The sequence below is a fragment of the Snodgrassella sp. W8158 genome (genome assembly GCF_016100435.1).
Lineage (GTDB): Bacteria > Pseudomonadota > Gammaproteobacteria > Burkholderiales > Neisseriaceae > Snodgrassella > Snodgrassella alvi.
In genome coordinates, this window is the sequence record NZ_JACFSM010000002.1 from 231,960 (window position 1) to 244,827 (window position 12,868).

At 42.3% G+C, this 12,868-nt stretch carries 11 protein-coding genes; 2 read left to right on the top strand and 9 right to left on the bottom strand.

The genetic code is table 11. The features are described from left to right. The first annotated feature begins 129 nt into the window (after nucleotides 1-129). On the top strand, nucleotides 130-1,044 hold the full coding sequence (gene hslO, locus H3V11_RS05620; protein ID WP_198224279.1) for an Hsp33 family molecular chaperone HslO: 915 nt from the start codon (nucleotides 130-132) through the stop codon (nucleotides 1,042-1,044). Between the two features lie 74 nt (nucleotides 1,045-1,118). Here the strand turns inward: hslO and H3V11_RS05625 are convergent, their stop codons facing one another. The 6 genes from H3V11_RS05625 to H3V11_RS05650 all read right to left on the bottom strand — a co-directional run bounded on the left by H3V11_RS05625 (nucleotide 1,119) and on the right by H3V11_RS05650 (nucleotide 5,568). Beyond that, the gene (locus tag H3V11_RS05625; RefSeq protein ID WP_198223799.1) at nucleotides 1,119-2,435 is read right to left on the bottom strand and encodes an aminopeptidase P N-terminal domain-containing protein; all 1,317 of its coding nucleotides are present in this window, start codon (nucleotides 2,433-2,435) and stop codon (nucleotides 1,119-1,121) included. 1 nt (nucleotide 2,436) lies between these two features. Continuing rightward, a complete protein-coding gene (locus H3V11_RS05630) occupies nucleotides 2,437-2,805 on the bottom strand; it encodes a VanZ family protein (protein WP_198223801.1) in 369 nt (122 codons plus the stop codon). Nucleotides 2,806-2,816: 11 nt separating this feature from the next. Further along, a complete protein-coding gene (locus H3V11_RS05635; protein WP_025330322.1) occupies nucleotides 2,817-3,026 on the bottom strand; it encodes a hypothetical protein in 210 nt (69 codons plus the stop codon). Nucleotides 3,027-3,089: 63 nt separating this feature from the next. Next, a complete protein-coding gene (locus H3V11_RS05640) occupies nucleotides 3,090-3,818 on the bottom strand; it encodes a YebC/PmpR family DNA-binding transcriptional regulator (protein WP_025330323.1) in 729 nt (242 codons plus the stop codon). A 170-nt stretch (nucleotides 3,819-3,988) separates the two neighbouring features. Next, a complete protein-coding gene (locus H3V11_RS05645; protein ID WP_078474307.1) occupies nucleotides 3,989-4,468 on the bottom strand; it encodes a low molecular weight protein-tyrosine-phosphatase in 480 nt (159 codons plus the stop codon). After that, nucleotides 4,468-5,568 carry a conjugal transfer protein gene (locus tag H3V11_RS05650; protein WP_198223803.1) on the bottom strand — a complete coding sequence of 367 codons (1,101 nt, stop codon included), beginning with the start codon at nucleotides 5,566-5,568 and terminating at the stop codon, nucleotides 4,468-4,470. The genes H3V11_RS05645 and H3V11_RS05650 overlap by 1 nt, the downstream gene beginning before the upstream one ends. Before the next feature lie 215 nt (nucleotides 5,569-5,783). Between H3V11_RS05650 and htpG the strand changes: the two genes are divergently transcribed. Further along, complete coding sequence (gene htpG, locus H3V11_RS05655; protein ID WP_198223805.1) at nucleotides 5,784-7,682, top strand: molecular chaperone HtpG; 1,899 nt, start codon at nucleotides 5,784-5,786, stop codon at nucleotides 7,680-7,682. Nucleotides 7,683-8,505: 823 nt separating this feature from the next. Here htpG and H3V11_RS05660 read toward each other — a convergent pair. From H3V11_RS05660 to H3V11_RS05670, 3 genes are all read right to left on the bottom strand, one after another. Further along, the gene (locus H3V11_RS05660) at nucleotides 8,506-9,879 is read right to left on the bottom strand and encodes an amino acid permease (RefSeq protein ID WP_198223806.1); all 1,374 of its coding nucleotides are present in this window, start codon (nucleotides 9,877-9,879) and stop codon (nucleotides 8,506-8,508) included. Between the two features lie 82 nt (nucleotides 9,880-9,961). Continuing rightward, on the bottom strand, nucleotides 9,962-11,212 hold the full coding sequence (kynU, locus tag H3V11_RS05665; protein ID WP_198223808.1) for a kynureninase: 1,251 nt from the start codon (nucleotides 11,210-11,212) through the stop codon (nucleotides 9,962-9,964). A gap of 161 nt (nucleotides 11,213-11,373) precedes the next feature. Further along, nucleotides 11,374-12,759 (bottom strand): amino acid permease, encoded by a 1,386-nt coding sequence (locus H3V11_RS05670; RefSeq protein WP_232335775.1) that lies wholly within the window; start codon nucleotides 12,757-12,759, stop codon nucleotides 11,374-11,376. Between the last annotated feature and the right edge of the window lie 109 nt (nucleotides 12,760-12,868).

A 12,868-nucleotide genomic window follows, 5' to 3' on the forward strand; every position in this document is an offset into this window, starting at 1 on the left:
TAATTTTATATTTTTGGTATAAACTGATTTGTCAGGTCAAATATATATTAATGCAAACGGAGATTTCTTTTACTTGATTTTTGAGTGGATGAGGTCATATTGTTTGATTATTTTGCCGGGATTGGAATGATGACAGAAAATAAGATGGTGCAAGCAGATCAGTTAACGAGGTTTATGTTTGATGACTGTCCTGTACGTGGTCTGCATGTGAATTTGCAGCAGGTATGGCAGCATGTAGCAGAAAATAAAATCTATCCTAAGGCAATTCATCAGGCTCTGGGTGAGCTGACTGTGGCTGCGGTATTATTGGCTAGTAATCTGAAATTTGACGGTAATCTGATTGTGCAGGTGCAGGGTAAGGGCGTTTTGAAAATGCTGGTGGCGGAAGCTACATCGGCAGCAACCTGCCGGGCAACAGCACGCTGGGATGAATCTGCTGTCATTGATGACAATATGACATTGGTAGATTTGCTTGGTGAAGGAGGAATGTTTGTACTGACTTTGCAGCCCTCTCAGGGTGAATCCTGGCAAGGTATGGTCGAGCTTAGTGGTAGCAGTATTGCTCAGATGCTGATGAATTATATGGCACGTTCCGAACAGCTGGCTACGTATATTATGCTTGCTGCGGATGATGAGCATGCCAGCGGTCTATTACTGCAAAAGTTACCCGAACAGGATATAGATGAAGATAGCTGGACAGAGTTATCAGCTTTATCTGAGACGCTTACGGCGGATGAGTTGTTGCGGCTGGATGTGCAGACATTGTTATTCAGGCTGTTTCATGAGCATGAGCTAAGGGTGTTTACACCACAGAATGTTGAATTTTCCTGTACCTGCTCGCGCGCTAAGGTTGGTGATATGCTGCTATTGCTTGGCGGGCAGGAAGTAGGTGAGGCTGTAGCGGAGCAGGGTAGTATTGAGGTGAACTGTGATTTTTGTCATGCACGCTATGTATTTGATGAGGCAGATGTGAATTCTTTGTTTGGTACTGATATTGTGGCTACTGCGCAGGAGGAACTGGCCGCACGTCAGCTTAATCATTAAAAGTACATTTATAAAAAATAGCCGGATAAATGTTATCCGGCTATTTTAATGGCTAATACTGATCAGATTCTGATTTAGTGCTGCATCAATGTTTCGATTTCTGCGGTAGTTTTAGGTACAGAAGCAGTGAGTACTTCATTACCGGTTTCTGTAATCAGAACGTTGTCTTCAATGCGAATACCAATATTATGAAATGCCTGAGGTATATCATCTGCTGCGCTGATATATAAACCAGGCTCTATGGTCGTTACCATTCCCGCCTGAAGCAAAATAGGCTGTTCATTGCTGTCAAAACGGCCACCAACATCATGAACATCCAGTCCGAGCCAGTGTCCGAGTCCATGCATATAAAAACGCCGATAAGTCTGAGTTTCAATATTCTGTTCGAGACTGCCATGGAGGATGTCCAGATCAATCAGCCCCTGGGTTAGCATGCTGATGGCTGTAGCACTGATATTCTGCCAGTTTGCTTGTTTTACAGTAGAGGCAATGCTCGCCTGGTTAACAGCCAGTACTATATCGTAGATATCTTTTTGTGCACTGCTGAAACGCCCGCTGACGGGAAAGGTGCGGCTAATATCACCAGCATACATCTGGTATTCGGCACCTGCATCAATCATGAGTAAATCATTTTGCTGCAACTGACAGTTATTGCTGACATAATGCAGACAACAGGCATTTTTGCCCCCGGCAACTATGCTGTTGTACGATGGATAGCGTGCTCCGCGTTGCATGAATTCATGCAGAATTTCTGCCTCTACCTGATATTCATACTGACCGGCACGAGTAGTCTGCATGGCACGAATATGAGCTTGTGCGCTGATTTCTGCGGCAATGCGCATGATCGACTGTTCATGTTTATCTTTGATAAGACGCATCGGATCAAGGATGCTGGCCAGATTTACCAGGCTGTCAGGTGCAATCGTACTGCCATTAGCACTGCGATAATTGGCTATACGGGCAACTTCATACCATAATTCAATGAGCTTAGGGTCATTTTCAGGATATAGTCCCCACAATGCGAAGAGTCGTCGGTGACCAGTCAGTGCTTGTTTAAGCAAAACCGGCCACTGGTTGATATCATCGGCTGAGTCGAAAGCAAATTGCTCTCGTGCAGCTGTATAACCATAACGGAAACCGTTCCAGATTTCGTGTTCAGGGTCTTTATTGCGGCACAGAAGAGTGGAAGTGTGTTCACGTCCATTCAGTATCAATGCTGCTCCGGGCTCAGGAAAACCGGTCAGGTAATGAAAGTAGCTATCCTGTCTGAAGGGGTATTCAGTGTCATTACTGCGGCGTTGTTCCGGAGCGGCAAATATAATGGCAATGCCATCTTCGCCGATTTTATTCAGTACAGTCTGACGGCGTTGCTGGTAAACGGTAATATCCATTTTAATATTTCTCCTTGCTGCTGTTGCGGCGAGCAGTTTGTATTTGACGAGCCAGCCAAAGTGCCAGTGCGGCACCGATGAGATCGGCCATTGCATCCATTATATCGCCTTCACGTTTAGTGAACAGCGCCTGAATAATTTCGCTGGAAGCAGCCCAGATAATGGCAGTTATAATTAACAGGCGTAGCGGAATTGTGATGCCGGCACTGAAGCAGGATTTGGACATGAGCCAGAATTGGCCGAAAAATAAGCCAAAGTGACAGATTTTATCAAATTGCGGAATAGGTACCGGATTACCGCTTGCTTTGAAGAATAAAAAATACAGGCTGGCCAGAAACCAGATGGCGGCAAGGAAAAGCCATTTATTCATCCATGATGATTTCATAATGAGTCTGTTTCAATTAGCCATTGCTGACACAGGGTAGCCAGACGGTTAAATTTACTGCCGCGCTGTTGAAACAATTGTTGCCATAATTTTACTGTATGTACATCTGGTGCTTCATCAAGGCTGCATTCGTTGAGCCAGAAATCTAAAATTTCAGCGCATTCACCGGCAGAAGCTGTTTGAAAAAGTTCGGTTATAGCTTGCATGAATCAATGGTAATAATATGCTGTTAATGATAAAAACGGACTGAGTAACAGTCCGTTTTATGTTTATTCAGTTTCCAGTACGGCTGTAGTATAAACGTTCTGAACATCATCAAGATCTTCAAGTGCGTCTAATAAACGCTGCATTTTTTCAGCTTCTGCTCCTTGCAGAACGGTTTCATTAACTGCACGCATGGTTACTTCGCCATCGGCCGCGTGTAAACCCGCTGCTTCCAGTGCTTCTTTAACACTGCTGTACTGATAGGGTTCGGTGATGACTTCTTTAGAACCATCTTCCTGTACGATAACGTCTTCAGCACCTGCTTCGAGAGCAGCCTCCATCAGAGTATCTTCATCCACTTCCGGACTGAAGAGTAAATAGCCCTGATGAACGAACTGAAAAGCTACTGAGCCGTCTGTACCAAGATTGCCGCCATGTTTGGTGAAGGCATGGCGTACATCGGCTACGGTACGGGTTTTATTGTCGGTCAAACAGTCTACCATTACTGCTGCTCCGCCAATGCCATAACCTTCGTAACGCAGTTCTACATATTCGACACCTTCAAGATTACCTGTACCTTTATCTATTGCCCGCTGAATATTATCTTTGGGCATGTTGGCATCAGTGGCTTTATCCATTGCCAGACGCAGGCGTGGATTGGCATTGGGATCGCCACCGCCCAGACGGGCAGCAATGGTAATTTCTTTAATCAGGCGGGTGAAGATTTTGCCGCGTTTGGCATCCTGACGACCTTTACGATGCTGGATATTGGCCCACTTACTATGTCCTGCCATTTTAAATTCCTTATTGCTGTGTTGATTTTACGTACCAAAACAATGCCAAAGCTGAGCGCTTTGGCAAGTTTTAATACCATCAAATAATTGAAATATGGTATTAATTTTACCATATTGCTCTTTTATTGAGTAGATTCTATCCGGATAGTATAAACGGCGGGTAATCTGGATTACTGTTTGCCTGCTGAGGTTTGCCAGTATTTGAGCCATGCCTCGCAGCCGGCATGGATAATGGTGCAGGTTTCTGTAAAATTACCGCTGAAATAGGGGTCTGGTACGTAGTCATATTCGCTGTCTGGTAATAAATCGGTAATTTTGTAGACTTTATCCGGACGGCTACACCCAAAAATACGGGATAAGTCTTGCAGGTTTTTATCATCCATAGCAATAATATGATCGTAAATGGCAATATCTTCCGGCCTTACTTCACTACTTTGAAAATCATTAGTACGGATTTGTTTTGCATGCAAAATTTCTTTGGTGCCTGAGTGCATGTCTTCACCATTGTGCCAGCCGGAAGTACCGGCGCTGGCAATTTCAATCTGTTCACTCAGACCTTTTTTTGTTACCAGGTCGCGCAGAATGTATTCTGCCATGGGAGAACGGCAGATATTACCCAGACAGACAAATAATACTTTAGTTGCAGCCATCAGTGACTCCGTGGAAAAAGTGGGTTATGCCCGACCATATTGATAGATTGGGCATAACTAGGCAATTGGGCCTGTGCACTGATTGGTTCATGTAACAGGCGAATATTTTCAACATTGCACTCAGCCAGCAGATCAATGAAATTTTGTATTATGCTGTCAATGTTGTCTGCTTGTGTTAGCGGCCAGCGAAAAATTTGTGGCTGAAGTTCAAATACACTGTCGGTTGCGTTGAAACCAAATAATATATTCCCGCCTTCCTGAGCAGCAATAACTACGCCAACCCGTGGACTTTGCAGGCGAATCGCCCGGATAGCATTAGTCGTAAAGACATCACAGGCCATTCGCAGACGCATGGCACTGCCAGAGCGTAAGGCGTTTAATGGTGATTGTGGCGCAAGCGGGTTGATAAACAGCGTAGCACCGGCTGTAGCCAGATGAGTTTGCCAGACTTGCATGAGCGGCAGGGCAGTATCTGCCAGATTGCAGTTAAGGGCAGACTGAATGTCTGGTCCGGAAAAACCAAGGGCATAAAAAACCTGTACTGATTGTCCGCTTTCAACTATTAGTGGTGTTTTAGGTAACTGATCGAGAAAATCTGCGGCCATCTGTTGATTTTGTTTAGCAGCGTACCATTGACTGGCTTTGATATGGGTCAGGGTAGTATCACTCACAAGATGAGATGCCCAGTGAATTTTATTCCATTCATCAGACCATGGACGGTTTTTGAAGATTTCAGTAATGGCTTCTGCGGGTATGCTGTCTGGCAGAGAGATATTTTCTTTAGCACCACCTACTATTATCACGGGCAAAGCCAACCATTGTACTTCTGTCTGATTACGTGCTTGTAATACAGTTTCCATACTGTTCCACAGTGCATTGTAAATATCACTATTGGCCGCCATAGCCAGTGCTACAGAAAGATTGGTATAGTGATTTTGTGCCAGCATACGGCTGATTTCAGTTTGCAGGCTCTCACGGGCAAGGGTAGTTTGTGCTTTTGATGTAGGTGTTACAAGACTGGCTGCATGCAGCAGCAGTTCGTTTTTAACCTGATCGGTAGGAAATGCGCGGGTATCAGGCAAACAATGATGGGTGTTCATGATGTTTGATCGGTTTTATTTAGTAGACTTAGTAAATATTCTATTGTAACAAATTAGCTTTGTCTGAAATGTATATACTGATATTTGTCTGATATTTTGTGCTTGCGGTAAAAGCTGTACAACAAGCAAACATATGACTGTCTGGCTTGAAACTGAATTGTGCTGCCCATATTTTGAATTAACAACAATCATATATTTGGGCTTTTGAGAAAATTATGAAACAGACACACAGTTTTCAGACTGAAGTAAAACAGTTGTTACAGTTGATGATTCATTCTTTATACAGCAATAAAGAAATCTTTTTGCGGGAACTGATTTCCAATGCTGCCGACGCGTGCGATAAATTGCGCTTTGAGTCTCTGAATGATGCTTCTTTGCTGGGAGATGATGCAGAATTCAGGATTAAGGTTACTGCTGATGCAGAAGCTAAAACCATTACTGTATCTGATAATGGTATCGGTATGACTGAAGCCGATATTATTGAACATCTGGGCACCATTGCTAAATCCGGTACCAAAGCATTTCTGGAAAAACTGACTGGCGATGATAAAAAAGATGCCAATCTTATTGGGCAGTTTGGTGTAGGTTTTTATTCTGCATTTATCGTGGCTGATAAGGTAACTGTTGAAAGCCGCAGGGCAGGTGCCGCAGAAAATCAAGCTGTACGCTGGGTGAGTGCTGGTGACGGCGAATTTACTGTTGAACCGATTAGTAAGTCTGCCCGTGGTACAGATGTAATTCTGCATCTTAAAGATGATGAAAAAGATTTGTTGTCTGACTGGACTTTGCGCCGGATTGTAACGACTTATAGTGATCATATTTCTGTGCCGATTTATATGAAGAAAGCGCCTGAATATGATGAAGAAGGTAATGTAAAAGTTTCAGATGAGCTGGAAGTGGTTAATCAGGCTCAGGCTTTATGGCAGCGGCCGAAAAATGAAATTACCGATGAGCAGTACCAGACTTTCTATCGTCATGTATCACACGATTATGATGATGCTTTAGCGTGGACACATTTCCGTGTGGAAGGACGGCATGAATACACCGGATTGCTGTACATTCCGAAACATGCACCATTTGATTTATATGAGCGTGAACCTAAGCATGGTGTACAGTTATATGTAAAACGTGTATTCATTATGGATGATGCGAAAAAGCTGATGCCTTCTTATCTGCGTTTTATTCGCGGAGTGATCGACAGCAGCGATTTGCCTTTGAATGTATCCCGTGAAATTTTGCAGGAAAGCCGTGATCTCGATGCAATTCGCTCTGGCAGTGTTAAAAAAGTATTGTCTCTTTTAGAAGATCTGAAGAAAAATCAGCCGGAAAAATATGCTGAATTCTGGCAGGTATTCGGTAATACACTGAAAGAAGGTATTGCTGAAGATTTCACAAATAAAGACAAAATAGCTGGTTTATGCCGGTTTGCCTCTACGCATAATGATAGTAGTGAGCAAAATGTTACTCTGGCTGATTATATTGGTCGGATGAAAGAAGGGCAGGAAAAAATTTACTATATTACTGCTGATAGTTATGCTGCTGCTAAAAATAGCCCGCATCTGGAAATTTTCCTGAAAAAAGGTGTTGAGGTATTGCTGCTGACTGACCGTGTGGATGAATGGGTGGTAAACAGCTTATCTGAATTTGACGGCAAGGGTTTGGTAAGTGTAGCCAAGGGTTCACTGGACTTAGGTAATCTGGCTGATGAGGAAGAAAAAGCAGCCCAGGCTAAAACAGAAGAAGACAATAAGGAACTGGTAGAGCAAATTAAAACTGCTCTGGGTGATAAAGTTGATGCTGTTCGTGCCACTGCCCGTTTGACAGAAAGTCCGGCATGTCTGGTTGTTGGTGAGCATGATATGAGCCAGCATCTGGCAAGAATGCTGGAAGCTTCCGGTGCAGCCGGTCAAATTCCGCAGACCAAACCAACATTGGAAATTAATCCGGATCATCCTTTGATTAAAAAAATTGCTTCTGAACAGGACGAAGTACAGCGCAATGAACTGGCTGAGCTGGTATATGATCAGGCTTTGCTGGCTGAAGGCGGTAAACTGGAAAATCCGGCGGCATTTGTAAAACGCATGAATCATTTATTGCTGACACTAAATCAGTAATATTGTTTTTATCAGACCAAAAGAGCTGCTTTCATAAAAGCAGCTCTTTCAATTCATTAATAAAAATTTTAAACAAAATGTTCAAACATTCTTAAAAATAATTATTTATATTATAATTAACAACTTTTTGTAAAAAATGAAGTTTTTTGGTTTTAACATACTTATAAATTATTTATGGATAATAATAGTATTTAAAAACCATGTGATTCTTCCGATATGGCACTTAGTGAAGCTTGGCTGTTTGGATTTAAATTCTATGAAGAGAATGGATTACCTAAATTTAAACCCACTGAGCAGTTTCAGAAAAATTATAATAATTTACCGTGTGAATAAAAGTTTAAGTTAAATAGAAATATATTGGCATTTTTAGTCCATGGTATTTTTTATATTTAGCTATGTGGCGTAAAGCTATTTCAATGACATTCTGTTTAATGGTGCTTTATTTTATTATAGTGATGTTTATTCCGTTTAAACCTTCTACTGGTATCAGTGTGGGCGATTTTTCAGCCAGAATGTTTTTTTGGATTCCGGGTTAATTTTCTTATTACTTACATAAAGTAAAAAATCAAAAACTTTCAATATTTTTGAAGGATTATATTAAATAATTTAATAATCTAAACAATATCTAATTTCTAAAATGACTATTTACTGAATCTCAGTAAATAGTCATTTTATTATCAATCTGAAAATATATTTTTTAATATATAAATTTTTATGTGGCTCAGATTTTTCCAGTCTGATATTACAAATGGCATTCTATCAATTTAACAACAGCATCAATGCCAGCGGGCATTGATGCTGTGAGGGTATATACACTTAGTATTTATTTGTACTTTTTATGGTATATCTGAATAAAATATGCCAGAATTAAAAATACCAGAAAAGGCACGCCAAATAATAAAGTAGCATGGAATATCGGGGTAAACCATGTGGTAATCATGATGCTGATTATGGCCAATAAACCGGCTATAGTGACAAATGGAAAACCGGGTACACGAAATTTCAGTTTTTGCTGTTGCCGCTGCATCCGGATGCGAAAACACAGATGTGTCAGAAATACAGCCCCCCAGCTGAATAATGCACCAAACATAGACAAAGCTATCATAACCGGAAAAGCCGTTTCCGGATTTAAAATATAAACCAGTGCGGCGACAGCAATACCGGCAGAAGATAAAGCCAGTGCATTCAGTGGTACGCCATTACTTTTTACTTTACCGAATATTTGTGGTGCTTCGTTAGCACGAGACAGACTGAACATCATACGAGTGGCAATATAGAGCATACTGTTCATGGCTGAAAGTGCAGCAACAATGACAATAAAGTTCAGAATACTGTCGGCAAATGGTATACCTACATTTTTCATTACGCTGACAAACGGGCTGGTGCTTCCTTCTTTAATTAATTCCTGCCACGGTACCAGCATGACAATCAGACTGAGTGCAAGCAGATAAAATATCAATAGCCTTGCAAAAGTTCCTTTAAACGCGGTTTTAACTGCCTGTTCAGGATTGGTGGCTTCACCTGCGGCTATAGCGATCATTTCAATACCGAGATAGCTGAATATGGAAATAATCACACCGGTCCAGATACCGGAAAATCCATGCGGAGCAAAGCCGCCGCTAAACATGTTTTGTTCAATTCTGCTGATACTGCTTTGCGTTAGTAATACGCTGACAGCCAGTACAATAAATACGATAATGGCAAAAATTTTAATGGTGGAAAACCAGTATTCAACTGAACCGAAAGCTTTGACACTATAGGCATTAACGCCGATCAGGCAGCATGAAAACACTGCAATCCATATCCATGAATCAACCTGTGGAAACCAGAATTTCATGTATTCAGCAATGGCAGTGACTTCTGTACCCACAGCCAGAACAATACAGGCCCAGTAACTGTAACGCACCAGAAAACCAGCCAGAGGATGCAGATAAAATTCAGCATACGCACCAAAAGAACCCGAAGTAGGGTGCTGCACAGTCATTTCTGCCAGACATCCCATTAAAGCCAGTGCAATCATGCCGCCCAGTGCATAACTGATGATAACAGCAGGGCCGGCAAAGCCAATGGCAAATTTGCTGCCCAGAAATAAGCCGGTTCCTATTGCTCCGCCAATGGCAATCATGCTCATCTGACCGGCGGATAGCTTTTTGTGTAATCCTGTTTCCCGAGACTGAATACGCTCGAAATTACCCATCGTTTTTCCTTAAGATGAGAAGCATAAGCCGAGCAGAATATTCATGCCCGGCCTGTACCTGTGTGGATTAAAGAAATGCAAATCAGGTTACCTGTCCGCGCGTGTGAAACTGTGGCTGTGCCCACTCCTCATTAATTAATACCTGTTTCAGATGCTGAACAGCATGCCAGATATCGGTATAGCTCAGATACAAAGGTGTAACTCCCAGGCGAATCACTTCCGGTTCGCGATAATCTCCGATTACACCGCGGGCAATCAGAGCCTGAACTATGGCATAACCATGAGGGTGACGCAGGCTGACATGGCTGCCACGGTGAGCATATTCACGCGGTGTAATCAGCGTTAAATTATGTCCGGCACATTCCTGCTCAGTAAGGGCAATCAGTAAATCAGTTAGCTGCAGAGATTTGTGCCGCAGTGACTGCATATCTGTTTGTAAAAAGATATCTACGCCGCTTTCTATCAGACTCATAGATACAATCGGCTGTGTACCGCATAAATAGCGACGAATATTATCTGCAGGTGTATAGCTGTCAGCCATATCAAACGGCCGCGCATGACCCCACCAGCCGGATAATGGCTGGCTGAATGCAGTCTGATAACGCTCATTTACCCACAGCATAGCAGGTGCTCCGGGACCGCCGTTCAAATATTTGTAAGTACAACCAATAGCAAAATCACTGTTACTGGCATTCAGATCAATAGGTACAGCACCGATTGAATGACACAAATCCCAGATAGTTAAAGCACCATGCGAATGTACCAGTGCATTGATTGCTGCCATGTCGTGCAGGTAACCGGTACGATAGTTAACATGAGATAACACTACAACGGCAGTGTTTTCATTAATACAGGCGGGCAGATCTGCCGGTGTATCTATTAGATGAAGCTGATAACCCTGATTAATCAGAGCCATAAAACCTTCAATCATATAAATATCAGTAGGGAAAGAATCACGCTCAGCGATAATGATTTTACGGTTATTGTCATTATTCTGCTGAATATGGATGGCTGCGGCCAATACTTTAAACAGATTCAGGCTGGTTGTATCGGTAACAACGGTTTCATTTTCCTGAGCACCAATCAGCTGACCGACTTTATTGCCTAGTCGTACCGGTAAATCCCACCAGCCGGCTTTATTCCAGCTATTAATCAGATCGGTACCCCATTGCTGATTAATCACTGCCTGAGCATTTTCTGCAGCTTTTCTGGGTTTCGCACCCAAAGAGTTACCATCCAGATATATAACCCCTTGTGGTAATTCAAACTGATTTTTTAGGGGAGCCAGAATATCGGCGGCATCCCATTGCTGACATTGTTCTAGTGTAATCATTTTGTGCCGGTTGAATTTCAAAATGAATAGTGTACTGAATTGTTGCCAGTTATGGCGAATAAAATTTAAATTAATTTATCCGAATATTTATCTTAATCAATCTGTGTCAAGATAGATAAATATTATTACTGCTCTAATCTGTATAAAACCAATATTAAATATTAGTCTGTTTTATTCTGCTGGCTGCCGATTTTGAATATTTGTGCCACTATACCCATTATCAGGATGATGGCCGCCAGTATGCTGGTATATATTACTGCATATTTATAGGTTCCTTCGATAATCATAATAATAATCGAAGCAATAATCAGCCCGATAACCAGATAAGTCAGCCATGGAAAGCACCACATTTTAAATGTCAGTGTCTGCCCTTGTTTTTCCAGTTTTTTACGCAGAAATAATTGTGAGCAGCTGATAGCGAGATAAACATACAGGGCAATCGTACCGGTAGCAGTCATCAGTACATCGTAAACATCCATTTTGGCGGTAGCGGTGAGATACACTGCAAACAGGGTAAAGACACAGGAAATAAGCACGCCAATTTGCGGACTGCCATTTTTCGAGGTATAGGACATGATCCGATGAGCATCGCCGCGTTTTGCCAATGAATATAACATGCGCGAACAGGTATACAGAGCTGAATTAAAACAGCTTAAAACTGAAGTAAGGACAACAAAGTTGACGATATGACGTGCCTGAGGAATTCCCAGTGAGGTTAATACTACACTGTATGTTCCCCATGTGGCGTCATTCAGCCGCGGGTCGTTATACGGGATCAGACAAACGGTAATAAAAATCGAACCTACATAAAACAGGATGATGCGCCAGACAACAGATTTTGTGGCTTTACGAATTTCTGTAGCCGGATGGCTGGATTCTGCAGCAGCAACAGTAACGATTTCAGCACCAATATAGGCAAACATAACACCCAGCAATGCAGTTACCACAGATGATGATCCTTTAGGCATGAATCCCTGATCAGTTAAGTGTGTCCAGCCTTTTGCATCTGCTTGACCCCACGGCCATAAATAGATAATAGCCAGACTGCCTACAATCAGAAACAATACAATGGCGACTACTTTGATTAAAGCAAACCAGAATTCAAATTCCCCGTAATTTTTAACATCCATCAGATTGATAACAACCAGAGCTACGGTTACTGCCAGCATATAGCTCCAGATGGGAAATACAGGAAACCAGTTATTAAGAATTTTACCGGCTACATAGGCTTCCCAGCCCATGAGCAATGCCCAGAAAAACCAGTATAACCAGCCAATGCTGAAACCTGCCCAGCGGCCGATAGCAGTATCGGCATATGTGGAAAAAGAACCGCTATCCGGATGAGCTACAGCCATTTCTCCTAACATGCGCATAATCAGCATGACCAAAAGACCGCCGGCACCATAGGCAAGAATGGCTGCGGGTCCCGTATGGTAAATTACAGAGCCGGAGCCAATAAATAAAGCCCCTCCGATCACGCCAGCAATAGAAATCATAGTCAGATGGCGTGATTTAAGTCCGTTTTTCAGTGTGGATGATGTGCTCAAATTAATTCTCCTTTGGAAAGAGTAATATCAGACTGAAACACCTTTTGCTAGCTGAATTCAGTCAACAATGTCACATCCTGATTTATGCAGTGCATTCAGGATTTTTATA

Coding starts and splice junctions, on each gene's coding strand:
- H3V11_RS05650 (WP_198223803.1), bottom strand. CDS start 5,568: ATGAACACCCATCATTGTTTGCCTGATACCCGCGCATTTCCTACCGAT.
- H3V11_RS05660 (WP_198223806.1), bottom strand. CDS start 9,879: ATGGGTAATTTCGAGCGTATTCAGTCTCGGGAAACAGGATTACACAAA.
- H3V11_RS05635 (WP_025330322.1), bottom strand. CDS start 3,026: ATGCAAGCTATAACCGAACTTTTTCAAACAGCTTCTGCCGGTGAATGC.
- H3V11_RS05630 (WP_198223801.1), bottom strand. CDS start 2,805: ATGAATAAATGGCTTTTCCTTGCCGCCATCTGGTTTCTGGCCAGCCTG.
- htpG (WP_198223805.1), top strand. CDS start 5,784: ATGAAACAGACACACAGTTTTCAGACTGAAGTAAAACAGTTGTTACAG.
- H3V11_RS05640 (WP_025330323.1), bottom strand. CDS start 3,818: ATGGCAGGACATAGTAAGTGGGCCAATATCCAGCATCGTAAAGGTCGT.
- kynU (WP_198223808.1), bottom strand. CDS start 11,212: ATGATTACACTAGAACAATGTCAGCAATGGGATGCCGCCGATATTCTG.
- H3V11_RS05645 (WP_078474307.1), bottom strand. CDS start 4,468: ATGGCTGCAACTAAAGTATTATTTGTCTGTCTGGGTAATATCTGCCGT.
- H3V11_RS05625 (WP_198223799.1), bottom strand. CDS start 2,435: ATGGATATTACCGTTTACCAGCAACGCCGTCAGACTGTACTGAATAAA.
- hslO (WP_198224279.1), top strand. CDS start 130: ATGACAGAAAATAAGATGGTGCAAGCAGATCAGTTAACGAGGTTTATG.